This window comes from Actinomyces gerencseriae DSM 6844, assembly GCF_000429265.1.
GTDB lineage: Bacteria > Actinomycetota > Actinomycetes > Actinomycetales > Actinomycetaceae > Actinomyces > Actinomyces gerencseriae.
Genome location: NZ_AUBN01000016.1, coordinates 1 through 14,854 on the forward strand (window position 1 = coordinate 1; position 14,854 = coordinate 14,854).

Here is a 14,854-nt window from a genome sequence, read left to right on the forward strand (position 1 = left end):
AGCACCAGGACCTTAAATGGGCGTTGAGGTCGGTGGGGTCCAGGTCCTGCAGGACCCTGCGAATGGTCGACTCCGACGGCAGTGCCTGCCCCGCCTCCAAACCCAGGGCCTCCAGGTCGGCGGCGGTCAGGTCGGTGGTGTGCTCCCAGATGGCCGTCAGGCTCCGGCAGCCGGCGAGCACTCCGGTCACGGCCAGGGACAGGACCGCGAACAGGCTGTGGCGCACACCCCGCCGATCACGCGGGTCTTCCACATTCTTAAGAACCTGGGCCAGGGGCTGGCGCGACAGAGCGGTCGTGGTGGAAGATGACATGGCGGCGTGACCTCGCTGGTGACGGGATTGAGTAGACGCCTTCATCGTCACCATGCGGGTCACGCCGCACCCGCACCAACACACCAGACCCTCTAGAGATCAGACAACCACCCACCGACTTTGCCGACCCCCTGGACTACGGCCACACCCGCCGCCTCTACACCGGCACCACGCACTGCGGCGCCGCCCAGCAAGCCGAGCAGGCCGCCGACCACTTCGCCGCCTACAGCCTGGTACCACCACGGGCCCTCCAACGCGCCTGGCGTTGCGGCATCCGCCATCCGGCCGCGTTGGCCAGGCACTTCCAGGTGCCCACCGCCACCGTCCTGATCCGCCTCGTCCAGAGCCGTCTGGCCGCTCGCGATGACGCACCAAGCGCAGCAGCCCACGCCCCGCCGGAACGCTCCACACCGCCCAGCACCGCACGCCAGCACCACTCGACGAGGAGCCACTAGCCATAGACGCCACACAGAGCCCCAAGACCGCCGTGCTCTACCTGCGCGTCTCGACCGCCTCCCAGGTCAACACCGACTACGACCCCGAGGGCCTATCCATCCCCACCCAGCGCAAAATCTGCCTGGCCAAGGCCAAGCAGCTCGGCATCACCATCGTCGACGAGTACGTCGAATTGGGGCGCAGCGGCACCAAAACTGTCAACCGTCCCGAGTTCCAGGCCATGCTCGAGCGTCTCCACACTCGGGGCGACGTCGACTGCGTCATGGTCTACAAGCTCTCTCGCCTCAACCGCAGCCGCTTCGACGACGCCGTCACCATGATGGAACTGCGCAAGGCCAACGTCACCCTCATCTCCGCTACCGAGAACATCGACGAAACCCCTGAGGGCCAGCTCGTCCACGGCATGCTGGCCGCCGTCAACGAGTACCGCAGCGCCGCCGACGGAACCGACATCCGCATCAAGTTGCTGCGCAAGATTGAGCAGGGCGGCACCATCAGCCCCGCACCCCTGAGCTACCTCAACGTCATCGACACCGTCGAGGGCCGCCGCATCAACGCCATCGGGCTCGATCCCGAGCGTGCACCCCTCATCCGCAAAGCCTTCGAACTCTACGCCACCGGCGACTACTCCTGCGAGCACCTCCAGCAGAAGCTGACCGACCTGGGCCTGACCACTCGGCCTTCCGCCAAGCGCCCCACGCCCAGACCTCTGGCCGTCTCAACCATCCATCGCCTCCTGGCCGATCCATACTACACCGGCATCGTCACCTTCAAAGGCAAGCAGTACCCGGGCCGGCACAAGCCACTGGTCAGCCAAGAACTCTTCGACCGCGTCCAGGAAATACGCGCCCTGCGCTCCAACAACACCCGCGACCGTGTCCACTTCCACTACCTCAAAGGCGGCATTCTCCACTGCGAACGCTGCCACAAAGCCGGCAGACGCAGCCGCTTCGTCTACACCGAGGCCAAAGGCAAAGGCGGCACCTACGCCTACTACCTCTGCCGCGGACGCCAAGACGGCCACTGCGACATGCCGTACCTGCCGGTACCCCTCGTAGAGGACTACGTGCAACGGCACGTCTGCACCCTCTCCCTCGGCAGCGACTTCACCCAGCGCACCGAAGCCGAGATGACCCAGGCCCTCGACGACCAGCAGGCCCTCATCCGCCAGAGCAACCAAGCCATCGCCCGCAAGCTCAAGGACATCACAGCCAAAGAAGGCCGCCTCATCGACCTGGTCGCCGACGGCTCGCTCGACACCGCCGCCGCCCGCCGCCGTCTGGCCGAGCTGTCACAGGAACGCCAGCGTCTCGAGCAAACCAAACAAACCCTCGACCAGCGCCTCGCCATCCATCGGTCGAGACGTCCTCACCACCAGCCTCCACCTCCTCCAAGACATCGGCACCCTCTACCGTCAGTCTCCCGACCCCGTCCGCGGCATGCTCTGCCAAGCCCTCTTCCACACCATCTACCTCGACGACACCACCGTCACTACCAGCACCCTCAAAGAGCCCTACAGCAGCCTCCAAGCTGCCGCCACGCACGATGGCAGGGCAGTCCAGACGAAGGGAAGTGAGACAAGCAAAGCACCTAAGCAGCGGAAGTTTCAGAAGCACCACCACACCTCAGCCACCACCGTCACCACCACCATCCTCCTACCTAGCGACGAACACGAACAAACCCTCGGCAGCCAATCTGCTACCGAGGGTTCGAATAAGCCCAAAATGGCGGAGAGGGAGGGATTCGAACCCCCGGTGCGCTAGGCGCACAGCGGTTTTCAAGACCGCCACATTCGGCCGCTCTGTCACCTCTCCATGCCCCTGCGGGCCCCCCGACCATACCATCACCGGCCCCGTCGCACGCCGCCGTCCGTGGGGCGAGCGCCACCAAGCTCGCCCGCCCCACGAGCGGTCGGGTCCGCCTGATCACCCGCGCGCCTCAGAAGCCGCGACGGGCGTCCGTCGCACCGCAAAGCGGAGCGCCGACGCCGTGGAGACGAGCCAGATCGCGATGGGGACCGCGGCGTAGTAGGACAACTGCAACCACGGGACGGCCGGGCCGATGCCGATCAGCGCCGCATACGGACGGATCGTCAAGGCGAGGAGCCCCATGCTCACGACGGCGGCCACCGCACCGGCGCACAGGGTATCGACCATGACCGACCGGGCCAGGGCCCCGGCGCGCTGCCATTGGGGCATCCCGAGACGCTCCAGCATGCGCAGGTCCGGGCGCCGGGCGACGACGGTTGTGGCCGTCGCCGCAGCCGCGAGCGTCAGGCACAACGCCAGCGGAGCACCCACCAGGAGTGGCGTCTCCCGTGTGCCCGCCCCGCCCGAGTCGGAGACCGCCGAACCGGGGGCCAGGGCCTGTATCCAGACGGACGCCGGCTGCACGGTCCACCCTTCGCGGGCCTCCTGAGTATGCCCCAGGAGTGCGGTGACCCGACCAGTGGCGAACCCGACGGCAGTAGGATCGGTAATGAGGTAGTCCCCGAAGGTCGACGGCATATCGACGACGTCGGTGATCGTGGTCTCGACTGAACTCCCGTCCTGACCGGACAGGACGAGCTCATCACCCGGCACGACGCCCGAACGCAACGCCTCCTGCCGGGTCACCACCGCACCCGGAGAGCGCACCGTGGCGCCGAGTGCGGCGAGCCAGTCGTCGGCGCCGTCTCCGCCGAGCAAGGTCACCGACTGCCCCCACTGCCCGCCGTCGACGGCCGTCGACGCACTGCGGTTCCCGAGAACCGCCCGCCCCTTGGCCATGACCACCCCATCCCCCTCCAGCACCTGTGCGCCGGCCTCGGACGCAGTCAGCGTCGTCTGAGCCACGAGGCGCTCTCCGATCATGTCCTGAAGCCGATGGCGCGCCATGGCGTCGGTCGCAGTCGGATAGCCGCCCAGAAAAACAGCCATCATCGTGGCGATGACCGTCGCGCTGACGACCGTCACCTGGTGCTGCCGCTCGCGCCACCGTCGTGACACCAGCGCCGGCGCCGACGCCGGGAGGCGCCGGAGCCGGTTCACGACTCCGCTGCAGCCTCTCACAACACCTCTCCATGTCCCGCACAGCAGTGCCATCAGGCAGATGAGCAGAAGCGCGCCGAGAAGGAAGGCCGTCTCATCCGAACGCGTCGCCAGAACCGCTTTCAGCAGAAATGAAGCGCAGACCGCCGTCGCCACCAGGCCGAGCCCGTACACAGCCGTACGCGAGGCTCCGCCCGATCCCGCCGCTGGTCCGGGTGGGGACGTATCGGCGGGCTCCAAGCGGGTCAGCGTCAAGGACGCGCCGAAGGTGCCCCCGAGGGCGACGAGCCCCGTTCCGACGACCGTGACGACCACGGCGCCCAAGCGCCAGCGAGCAGGCGTATGCGCCGGGACCACCTCCAGCGATACCAGGTAGGGCGTGAGCAGCGGCGTCACGAGGTATCGGGCCAGTACTGCGCTGACGAGAGCCGCTGCGACAGCGATCGCCGCGGTCTCGGTCAGGAGGGCCACTCGCAGTCGCCGAGCGCTCATCCCGACGATCCGCAGGCGTCGAACCGTGGGCCAGCGCTCCGCGACCGCATGCCGCGTCACCGCTCTCAGCACCACCAACGTGCAGGCGGCCGCGATGGTCCCTATCGTGACGAGCGATCCGATGTCACCGCCTTCGGCCAGTCCGAAGGCGTAGGAGGCCAAGGTGGAGATCACCAGACCTCCGACGGTGAGAACGGCGAACACCGGCCTCATGAGGCCGCGCTCACTCCAGGATATGCGAATCAGATCGTAAGCAGAACCGCCCCTCATACCGCGTCCCCAGTCTCCTTCAGAGCGTCCAGGACACCATCCGGAGTCGGCTTCTCCAGAACCGCCGCAACCCCGCCGCCATCGATGACAAGGACCCGATCGGCGCTGCTGGCCAGCGTCACGTCGTGAGTGGCGATGAGCACCGCCCGCTCCTCGCGGACAGCGGGGTCCAGAAGAACCGACAGCACCTCCTGCCGAGTCACGGGATCCAGAGCACCCGTGGGCTCATCGGCGAACAGCACCCGTGCGTTATTGACGACCGCCCTGCCGATCGCCACTCGCTGACGCTGACCTCCAGAGAGCTCGCTGGTCCGCCGTCCCAGAAGCGAATCGATGCCGAGCCCCTCCGCCACCTCCCGCAGATGATCCTCGGCGACGACGCGCCTCGATATCCGCGCCGGCAGGGCCATATTCTCCGACACCGTGAGCGCATCGATGAGGCTGTAGTCCTGGAAGACGAATCCGAATTCGTCCCTCCGAAGCCGTGCGCGACCGCTCTCCGGAAGTCGAGTGATATCCGCGCCCCGGTAGAGAACCGTACCGGAGGTGACGCGCAGAAGACACGCCGCACAATTCATCATGGTCGATTTCCCCGAGCCGGAGCGGCCCACCAGAGCAGTCACGGTACCGGTGGCGACGGAGAAGTCGCAGGGGCCGATCACGGCGCCCGCACCGCGTCTTCCGTAACGATGGGTTACTCCGTTCAGCCGCAGAACCGGCTCGGCCGTCCCGTCCACGGTGCTCCCATGGTCATGGGGGGTCATTCTTCTCCTCCATCCATCATAAGCATTCTATAGGCGGACGATGAGGACGCCACCTGCCGCGGATTCCCCGCGGCCACGAGCATACCTCGATCAAGAACAGCCACGCGATCAACCTCACGAATAGTTGACAGGCGATGAGCTATCGTGATAACAGTGATGTCGGAAGGAATCGTTCGAATCGCATCAATCACCAGCTTCTCACTCTCCGCGTCCAAGTTGGCACTGGGCTCATCAAGCAGCAGGACCGGACGTCGATACAACAACGCACGCGCAATGGCCAGCCGTTGGCGCTCCCCACCCGAAAGCGCTCCGCCCTCCTCGCCGACATCAGTATCGAGTCCTTCGGGAAGATCTGCCACAACCTTCTCGAGACCCACCTGACGCAGCACGCCCACTATGTCATCATCGGACGCCCAGGAGGCACCGACCGTGATGTTGTCCCGAATCGTACCGGGCACCACGTGAGTACCCTGATCCACATGACCGATGAGCCCTCTCGTCTTCCAGACACTCCTTTCATCGAGAACAGTATTGTTGACGATGATGCGCCCGCCGGACGGCGCATCATAGCCCAGAAGAAGGGAGAACAGCGTCGTCTTCCCGGCGCCCGACGCACCTATGAGCGCGACCCTTTCGCCCGGTTCGATAGTGAGCGAAACATCGGTCAGCGCCCAGGCCTCACTACCCGGATACCTATACGACACATTACGAATCTCCAGACTGGTCGGCGGCAGGCCCTCAAGGGGGAGCCTCGCGGTCGCATCCAACGGCTCATGCGGAGCATCGACGATCTCTCTGATTCGATCAAGAGCACCGAGCGCCTCCTGGAGGGACAGGATGGCAGTCACCACGGACGAGGCGGGCGTCGTCAGCATATTGACGAACAGGGCGAAAGTGAGTAGATCCGACAACGGCATCGTACCAGAGGCGACGCGCCAGCCGCCAACCAGGAAGATGACCACCATGCCCCCCTGCGACAGCAATGAGCTCACAGGGAGCACTATTGCCTGCAGACGCGCCGCCGTCACATTATGAGCATATATGGTCGAAGCAACGTCGCACGCGTCCTCCTCGGCGTGGGACGTTCCCCCGTAAGGCCGTAGAATGCGCATGGCCGTCACGGACTGCTGCAATCGGGATCCGAGTAGACCCGTGGCGTCCTGAGCCGCCCGCTTCGCCTTACGAACATGAGGGCTCGCCCCGGCGATCAGTAGGATGGACGCCGCCAGCAGGAGAACGACCATGATCGTCAGCGGTAGATCCAGGACGACCAAGGCGATAGCCGAGCCGACGACAAGCAGGGAGTTGCCGACTATGTCCACGAACCCCGATGACAGCGCGTACTTCAATGCATTCACATCGGACGTCGCCCGCGACACCAGATCACCCACAGGTCGGTACGTGTACCACCACATGGGCATACGAAGGATCGACCCGATGTACTGGCGCCGAACACGATAAGTCCCGTCTTCCGCAATGAGCGCGAGCACGTAGCCGCTCGCACATGAGATCATGGCGGCCACCACCATCATGATGACAAGATCCGCAACGAACGTCATGGGATTCCGCCCCGCGGTGACGGAACGAATGATTAGATTCACCAGAAGCGGTTGACAGAATGACAGTCCCGCGGCGACAGCAGCCAGCGCCATCGCCGCAACGAGCCTCTTCCGTTGGACGATGCTGTACCGCCATATGTCTCGTATCGTGCTTGGGGAACGCTTCCTCCGTTCATCATCCGAAGCGCCAACCGATGCTCGTCTCACTTCATTAATCCCCACAACGTCATGCACCCAATCTTCATACTCGCGCGCCTCTGGGGGCGGATCCGACCCTGGACTCGCCCCCAGAGAACTGCCGCGATCAGCCGCAGTGGGACCAGCTGATCCAACTGCTACGAGAGCAATCGCTCTGGCTCAACGAACTCGCCTGCGGAGAACTGTAGTCCCCGGACGAACTGATGACCTGAAGATCAAGAATTGAACGCACTCATCTCACCTCCTCCGCGAATCGAAATGGTTCATATCGGGCCCACTCGGAGCAGATCCGAATAGGCACGTCGGAACGGAACCGGGCAGCCAGGGCACGCGGTCGGCAGGCGCGAGAGCAGTCGAGGCCAGTGCCAGCAGAAGCCCGGCGGAGCCCGTCGAATAGTCTGTTGAAAAACGAAGATTCTGGTCGCCACCGACGAAGGCGCCCTCCGCACGCAGAGCGCAATACAGGTTGAGATGATCGATGTGATACCGGATCGCATCCCGCCCGGGGGCGTCGAGATTCCTCTGCTCGGCCAGCGCGAGGGCCGCGATCATACCGGCCCGTCCTTGCGTCAGACCGGCGCAAAGGTATATGGCACTGAACGCGGGACGCATCAACTTGGGCAGCAGGGCGCGCAATTCCTCGTCATCACGGCGAGTCAGATACGCCTGCGCCACGAGGCCGATGCCGACGCCACCGTGGGCAAGATACGGGAGGAGGCGGTTACCATCCTTGACCTGGAACGAGCCGTCCTGGTCATTTTCGACGCAGCACGCCAGGTCGAGTTTCAAGGCGCGGCCCGCCGCGTCCACGACATCGTCGCAACCGAGCTGCTCGGCCGCCAGCAGCAGCGCCAGCGACACTCCGCTCCATCCTTGGAATAGTCCCGCCTTCCAGGAGGGCGCCGACGAGGAGACGTCATGCGTGCCGACTGCGGATGACACCCCATCCAGTAGCCGCTCCACAGTCTCATAGCAGAGCCCGGTCAGACTCGGTTCACGGCGGCGCAGGGACAGAAGCCCCATAAGAGTTCCCGCGGCGCCCGCCCGCAGGCCAACACCCGCGGGAATCCGCAGGCCGCTGCCCACGGATGCCTCCAACCATCGGGCGAGACGATCGGTCTCCCCGAGCTCATCGAGCACCGTTGCGACCCCCAACGATCCTGTGAAGAGAGAATCATTCTCCAGGCGGCAGCTCGCGGGCAAACCGTCCAAGAACATCTCTGCGATCTCGGATGAGAGCCCGCCGGTACGATGCAGAGCCAGTACGACCCCCGCGGAACCGCTCCATATGTCTACGGCGCCATCGCCTTTGAACTGCGCAATATCGCCCGGAAACAGGCGGTCGGAGAAGCGTCCCGCCGTCGATATGATCCCCCGCCGCAGGTCGTCGCGGCCCCGAGTCGTATCGAAATGGTCGCGCGGGGCCGCATCGAACCCATCGTAGTGATCATGGGAGGGCTCATTCGAGAGCGCCCTGGTTTCCTTTATCAGACCGGCGGCGTTCCGGCCGAAGAATTCTTCCGCGAACGCGATATGCTCATGCGCCACCCCCGGGGCCAGTTGCAGGATGTTGTTCAACGGCACGAATAGATACAGGGCGATTCGATACAGGGCGAAGAAGTCCTCCGCATATCGGTCCCCCGCCCGCGGAGGGATGAATCCCGGTGTTCCGAGCGCCCGATCGGTGTCGGACGCCCTGGCGGCCTCGAAATCTATCACGGATACGTCGGCGGATTCGGTCACCAGAATGTTATCGGGCTGAACGTCCCCTATCGAGATCCCTCGCGAATGCGCCTCGTCCAGAACCGAGCGGACTCTCCCCACTATATGAGCAACCCGCTTCACGTACCGCTCGACCGCGTCCGACGGCGGCGAGAACGAACTCGCCGGATTGTTCAACGAGACATCCGCGGACAAGGCGTGCCCATCGACCTGGCTCATGATCAGAAAACGATGCTCCCACACATCGAGCACGTCTATGATCTCGGGGACGCCTGGAATCCCCTTCAGCGCGCTCATCATGCTCGCCTCGTGCCCCACCCTTTCGAAGCCGCTGCGGTGCAGCCCGTCGAGTCCCGCGTACCTGCGCCCCTCCTTGATGATGACCGGCCTCTCGCTCCGAGGCGCTCTCCCCAGATAAACACCGCCTCCGTTGGAGTAGTGAATCGCCTCCTCGACCACGAAGGGCAACTCCGGAGAATCATCATTGTAGCGCTCGTATGCATCTTTTAAGAATTCAGGGATGACAACCCACTCGGGAACCTGGAATATTGGTTCGCGCCGATCGGGGACGAGCTCGCCGTCGGGCCCGATGATTGCAGGAATCGTTTCCCCGTCCTCCCCCTCGGTGAACATGGGCTTGAATCCGCCGTAACGGACATGAACCGGACCCTCCCCCCAGCGCAGATCAGAAAGGATGTAGGGCCCCGCTGAACCCCTCAGCATCTCGCCCAGCTCGCGGACCACCCTCTCCAAGACGGCCTCGTCGCCCGGATAAATGGTGATGAATTTGCCCGAACCGCTGCGGTCGGCGTACTTCGCGTTTCGGGAGAGCATGCTATGCCGAGTGGGGTTGAACTTGAAGGCGAGGCCCGCCCTGAAGCACATACCAGCCGTGCGGGACAAAACGTCCTGCGCATTTTCAGGGGTCGTCGACACGTGGATCTTCCACCCTTGAACCGGCAAGCGAAGCGAAGGGGGCTCCACATGGCGCCACCCCTCCGTGAGACTGCTGGACCATCCCGTGGGCAGCGGGCCGATATCGAACGGCTCCTCATCGAGAACCCTGGGCAGATCATAGAAATAAGGATCGCCCTGGCAGAACTCGAGATACTCGATATTCACCACGAGGGTCTCACCTCTTAGACGCCGCGACAGGGCAGGCTCATGCGGCTCAGGGATAGGAGTTCAGAGAATCGCCTGCGCGATTCAGGAGTCTAAGACCGACGTCGGGGGGCCGACAATAGGAACTTGGTCCCGGACAGTGGGAATTCAGCCCCGGGAGAAGAATCCTCGCCTGCGCCCCTGCTGCGCCGCGGGCGGGATCAGCGATGCGGGCTGGTCCAGGCGCCCCTCCGCCAGGGCCTGTCCCATCGCGGGCCACACGGGCAGACGCGCCATGAGGGTCGCCTGCAAGGCATGGTAGATGTCCGGATGCCCCTTCCATGTGCGGGTGGACGGCCAGTTGTCCCGATCGAGCTCGTGGATCCACACGCCCGGCGTCTTGATGAGGTACTCCTCGGTGTAGTCGACCCAGCTCCGGTAGCAGTGCTCGTAGTGCTCGACCTCGATCTCGCCGCGACCGTCGTCGAGCAGCGCGCGGCGCAGGGCCGCGGCGGCGCTGATGGCCTCGCAGGCCACCCAGTGCATGCGCTCGTGGACGATCGGAGTGCCGCCGAAGTCCGTGGTGTAGACGAAGCCGGGGCCTCCGTCCACGCGCCAGCCGTCGGTGCGGGCACGGTCGAAGAGCTCCTCGGCGGCGTCGAGCATCCAGTCCGGCACGGGCAGGGAGCGGGCCACGAGCGCCGCGCGCGCCTGGACGGTCAGTCGGGCCCACTCCAGGCCGTGGCCCGGTGTGGCGCCGTAGGGGCGGAAGGGATGGGCCGGCTGATCCTTGTTGTAGTCCAGGTCGGGACGCCAGTGCGCGTCGTAGTGCTCGGGCAGGCGCCAGTCATTGGCCCGCGCCTGGACGTTGACGGCGAAGTCGATGATCTGGACGGCGCGCGCGAGCCAGGTGAGGTCTCCGGTGACGTCGGCGGTGGCGAGATAGGCCTCGACCGTGTGCATGGCCGCATTGATGCCGCGGTAGTCCTCGGGGTCGCTGAAGTCGTAGGCGAAGGACTCCACCGGCAGGCCGTACTCCTCATCCCACCAGTAGCGGTTCTGCACGGCCATGGCGTCGCGCAGGAGCTCGTGGGCGCCGGGGCGGTCGGCGGCGGTGGCGGCCGCAGCGGCCAGCAGGACGAAGGCGTGCTGGTAGCACTCCTTGCGGCCGCGGGGGTCCGCGGGCACGCCGCGCCCCTGGTCGTCCGGCTCATGGCCGACGGCGGAGTACCAGCCGCCGTGCTCGGTATCGCGCATGACCCGGCTCAGGGCGCGCACGCCGTGGTCGGCGTAGCGGCGGCAGCCGGGGATGCCCATGAGGGTGCCCAGCGAGAAGGCGAAGGTCATGCGGCCGGTGATCCACAGCTCGACGGGATGGGATGCATCGATCCTGCCATCCTCGCCGATCCACCCGAATCCCGCCGGGAGCCTGGCCGCCCGTGCGAAGCGGAGCAGCGCGTGCGTCTCCCCGGCCAGCCAACGGTTATGCTCCGGTGCTCCGAACCATCCCAGTCCCATGAGTCCTCCTCGACCCGGTCGATGCCCTCGTTCGTCGATGCTCTCAACGGCCCGCGCTTGACAGGCAGGGATCGGACAAGAGACACGGTAGCAGGCGACTCGGCCACCGGACCATCATCGGGATGGCCGAATCATCGCCCGTCCATTCCGCCGCCGCCCTACGATGGCCGTGTCATCGCCGGATCGGGCCCGGGAATGCGAGGGGGGCGCAATGAGAAGCGGCAGCAATCTCCCCCGAGTCGGGGACTTCAATCGAGCCATCGTCCTGGAGGCCATCCGCCATTCCGGCGGCGGGCTGACGCGCGCGACCCTGAGCCGGATGACGGGTCTCGCCCCGCAAACGATCTCGAACAGCATTCGCGATCTCCTGGGACGGGGCCTCGTCGTCGAGGCCGGGCAGTCCCCCAGCGAGGGGCGCGGGCGACCGGGCAGGGTGCTGCAGCTCGATCCGAGCGGCCGCTACGCCGTCGGCGTCCACATCGACCCGGCCTCCCTGGGCATCGTCATCCTGAACCTGGCGGGCGCGCTCATCGCCGAGTCCTACGAGCCGTTGCCCGGCGCGGACCGTCCCGCCGCCCTCACCTCCCACCTGTCGGCCCAGATCGACGCCCTCGTGACGCGCGCCTCGATCCCGGCCGAACAGCTGCTCGGCATCGGTCTGGCGGCACCGGGACCGCTCGAGGAGGGGACCGGCACGGTGAGCCCGCCGCTGCTGCCCGGCTGGGACCGGATCCCCCTGCGCGACGCCCTGACGGCCTCGAGCCACTCGGTGGTCCTGCTCGACAAGGACGTGACCGCCGCGGCGAAGGCACGCGTCTGGCAGGCGGGCGAGGGCCGGACGCCGGACTTCCTCTATCTCTACGTGGGCGCCGGCGTGGCCATGGCCGCGGTGATCGACGGCGAGGTCATCCGCGGCCGCAGCGGGAACGCCGGCGAGGCCGGGCACCTGACGGGGGACCCCGCCGGACCGGAGTGCAGCTGCGGCAAGCGCGGCTGCCTGGGCGCGAGCATCGGCGAGTTCGAGATGGTCCGCCACGCCCGTGACGCCGGGATCCCCCTCTCGGGCGTCCCCGGCTCACGCGATCCGCGCGAAGTGGACGCGGCGTTCTTCGAGCTCCTGCGCCTGGCCGACGACGGGGACCCGACGGCGGCGGGACTGTTCGACGAGGCGGGTCGTTCCGCGGCGATGGCGGTCACGATGGTCGGCGAGCTCCTGGAGACCGACACCGTGATCATCGGCGGACCGCGCTGGGACCCCATGCGCCGTCTGGTCGAGCCCTCGATGCGCCCGGTCCTGGACGGTCACCGGGTTCATGGAGCGGCCCGGCCCATCACCCTGGACACCGACCCGCTGGGATGGCGCGCCGGCGCGGTCGGCGCCGCGTGCCTCATCCTCGACGAGGTCTTCACCCCCAAGTCGTCCACACTCCTGATCAATCCCTGAGCGCCGGATCGGGCCCGTGGGCGCCGGACCGACGTCGGGAATCCGTCGGGCGATGCACTCGGTGCTCGCGCGGTCGTACGCGCCCCCGCGCGGTCGTACGCGCCCCCGCGCGGTCGTACGCGCCCCCGCGCGGTCGTACCTTAGAAGGGCTCTAAGGTACGACCGCGCGCATCCGGGTACGACCACGCAGGCCCGGGTACGACCACGCGCCGCAAGGTACGACCCGGTGCGGACAGGTACGACCTGTACGGCGCCGGATGCGACCGCGCTCTCCCCGCTCCACCCCACGCACCGAACCTTCGCATAACGATTCGATAACGGGACAGGACGTCGATTGACATTTTGCCCATTTGATGGAGTTAATGATACCGCGCGTCCAATGGAGGGCGCCGCAGGTGCAAAGGAGCTCCTCACATGACCCCGTCGTCCCCATCATCCTCGCCCCGCATCACGACCCCGACGCGCTCAGCGCACGCACCCGCCCCTGCACGGCGGGGCTTCGCCCGAGGAGGAGAGCCGGGCTCAGTGCCGGCGCCCACCCCCACGCGGAGAGCCTTCCTCACCGGAGCCGGCGCCCTCGCCGCCGCGACCGCGCTCACCGCCTGCGGCGGGGGGAAGGACGGGCACTCGGCCTCGAACCTCAAGGTGGCCTACCAGAAGACGTCCGCCTTCACCCAGCTCGACGCCCTGCTGACCAAGGCCAAGGGCGAGTTCGAGGCCGCCCACCCCGACGTCACCATCGAGCTCATCCCCATCGAGGCCGAGCAGGACCAGTACTTCACCAAGCTCGCCCTCATGAACGGCTCTCCCTCCACCGCGCCCGACATCATCTACGAGGACTCCTTCCAGGTCCGCTCGGACGCCGCTGCCGGGTACCTGCTGCCCATCGACGAGTACGTCGAGTCGTGGGACGACTGGAGCCAGTTCGCCGAGTCGGCCAGGCAGGCCGGGATCGGAGACGACGGCAGGCTCTACGGCGTCTCCATGGGGACCGACACCCGCGCCATCTACTTCAACAAGACGATCTTCGCCCAGGCCGGCCTGCCCGCCGACTGGCAGCCCAGGACCTGGGCCGAGATCCTCGACGCCGCCCGCACCATCAGGACCAAGGTGCCCGACGTCATCCCGCTCAATGTCTTCGCGGGCAAGGCCGCCGGCGAGGCCACGAGCATGCAGGGGTTCGAGATGCTGCTCTCCGGGACCGAGGGGACGTTCCTCTACGACGCCGAGACCGCCAAGTGGGTGACGGGTTCGAAAGGCTTCACCGACTCACTGACCTTCATGGATACCGTCTACTCCGAGGGACTGGGCCCGTCGCTCGACATCGCCCTGGACGCCTCGGTCGGCAACCGCGTATCCACCGAGCTCCTCCCCCAGGGCAAACTGGCGATGGCCATCGACGGCTCATGGATGCCGGGCACCTGGATCTCCGGGGACAACCCCTGGCCCGAGTGGGAGGAGACCATGGGCTTCGCCAAGATGCCCACCAAGGACGGCCAGGGCGACGGGTTCACCTCGATGTCGGGCGGCTGGACCCTCGCCGTCGGCTCGCAGACGGCCAACGCCGACGCGGCCTTCAACTTCATCTCGATCGCGCTGAACTACGAGAACACGCTGAAGTACGACACCGAGAACGCCCAGGTCGCCGTGCGTCAGGACGTCGCCCAGTCCCAGGAGTACCTGTCCTACAACTCCAGCTTCGAATTCTTCGTGAGCCTGGTCGCGGTCACCCGCTTCCGCCCCTCCACCCCGGACTACTCGCAGATCTCCGGGAACATCCAGGTCGCCTGCGAGTCCGTCATCACCGACGCCACCACGCCGCAGGAGGCCGCGGCCGCCTATGACGCCGGCCTCATCAGCATCGTCGGCCAGGACGCCACGGAGGCCGCGTCCTGATGGACTGGCCGGCTCGGGCCGGGACGACGGCGGGGTGCTCCGCTCCCGCGCCCCGTCGTCCTCCCCGCCTCAACGCGCATCGCGACCGACCG

9 protein-coding genes and 1 tRNA gene are annotated in these 14,854 nt (G+C 66.4%); 3 read left to right on the forward strand and 7 right to left on the reverse strand.

Annotation, left to right across the window (positions count from 1 at the left end):
• On the reverse strand, positions 1-313 hold a 313-nt coding region (locus G448_RS15710), incomplete at its 3' end, for a transposase family protein (protein ID WP_169720834.1).
• 487 nt (positions 314-800) lie between these two features.
• Here G448_RS15710 and G448_RS15715 point away from each other — a divergent pair.
• Positions 801-2,345 (forward strand): recombinase family protein, encoded by a 1,545-nt coding sequence (locus tag G448_RS15715; RefSeq protein ID WP_051268756.1) that lies wholly within the window; start codon positions 801-803, stop codon positions 2,343-2,345.
• Positions 2,346-2,494: 149 nt separating this feature from the next.
• On the opposite strand, the gene G448_RS0108045 is transcribed toward G448_RS15715, so the two are convergent.
• From G448_RS0108045 to G448_RS0108070, 6 genes are all read right to left on the reverse strand, one after another.
• A tRNA-Ser gene (locus G448_RS0108045) sits at positions 2,495-2,583 on the reverse strand.
• Between the two features lie 111 nt (positions 2,584-2,694).
• Entirely contained in the window at positions 2,695-4,503 is a 1,809-nt protein-coding gene (locus tag G448_RS0108050) for an FtsX-like permease family protein (RefSeq protein WP_169720835.1), read from the reverse strand.
• Between the two features lie 53 nt (positions 4,504-4,556).
• Positions 4,557-5,324: an ABC transporter ATP-binding protein gene (locus tag G448_RS0108055; protein ID WP_034494784.1), complete on the reverse strand. Its 768-nt coding sequence runs from the start codon at positions 5,322-5,324 to the stop codon at positions 4,557-4,559.
• On the reverse strand, positions 5,321-6,976 hold the full coding sequence (locus G448_RS0108060) for an ABC transporter ATP-binding protein (RefSeq protein ID WP_084436514.1): 1,656 nt from the start codon (positions 6,974-6,976) through the stop codon (positions 5,321-5,323). Before G448_RS0108060 ends, G448_RS0108055 begins: the two co-directional genes overlap by 4 nt.
• A 342-nt stretch (positions 6,977-7,318) precedes the next feature.
• Positions 7,319-9,928, reverse strand: coding sequence for a class III lanthionine synthetase LanKC (gene lanKC / locus G448_RS0108065; protein ID WP_026407578.1), 2,610 nt, complete (start codon positions 9,926-9,928; stop codon positions 7,319-7,321).
• A 144-nt stretch (positions 9,929-10,072) separates the two neighbouring features.
• Positions 10,073-11,422, reverse strand: coding sequence for an AGE family epimerase/isomerase (locus tag G448_RS0108070; protein WP_026407579.1), 1,350 nt, complete (start codon positions 11,420-11,422; stop codon positions 10,073-10,075).
• A 211-nt stretch (positions 11,423-11,633) separates the two neighbouring features.
• Between G448_RS0108070 and G448_RS0108075 the strand changes: the two genes are divergently transcribed.
• Both G448_RS0108075 and G448_RS0108080 read left to right on the forward strand, forming a co-directional pair.
• Positions 11,634-12,866: an ROK family transcriptional regulator gene (locus G448_RS0108075; RefSeq protein WP_026407580.1), complete on the forward strand. Its 1,233-nt coding sequence runs from the start codon at positions 11,634-11,636 to the stop codon at positions 12,864-12,866.
• A 525-nt stretch (positions 12,867-13,391) separates the two neighbouring features.
• Positions 13,392-14,762, forward strand: coding sequence for an extracellular solute-binding protein (locus G448_RS0108080; RefSeq protein ID WP_026407581.1), 1,371 nt, complete (start codon positions 13,392-13,394; stop codon positions 14,760-14,762).
• The last annotated feature ends 92 nt before the right edge of the window (positions 14,763-14,854 follow it).

Bases quoted from the DNA above. Each gene is read 5' to 3' on its own strand.
- G448_RS0108050 (WP_169720835.1), bottom strand. From the start codon at position 4,503: ATGAGGCCGGTGTTCGCCGTTCTCACCGTCGGAGGTCTGGTGATCTCC.
- G448_RS0108055 (WP_034494784.1), bottom strand. From the start codon at position 5,324: ATGACCCCCCATGACCATGGGAGCACCGTGGACGGGACGGCCGAGCCG.
- G448_RS0108060 (WP_084436514.1), bottom strand. From the start codon at position 6,976: ATGGCGCTGGCTGCTGTCGCCGCGGGACTGTCATTCTGTCAACCGCTT.
- G448_RS0108070 (WP_026407579.1), bottom strand. From the start codon at position 11,422: ATGGGACTGGGATGGTTCGGAGCACCGGAGCATAACCGTTGGCTGGCC.
- G448_RS0108075 (WP_026407580.1), top strand. From the start codon at position 11,634: ATGAGAAGCGGCAGCAATCTCCCCCGAGTCGGGGACTTCAATCGAGCC.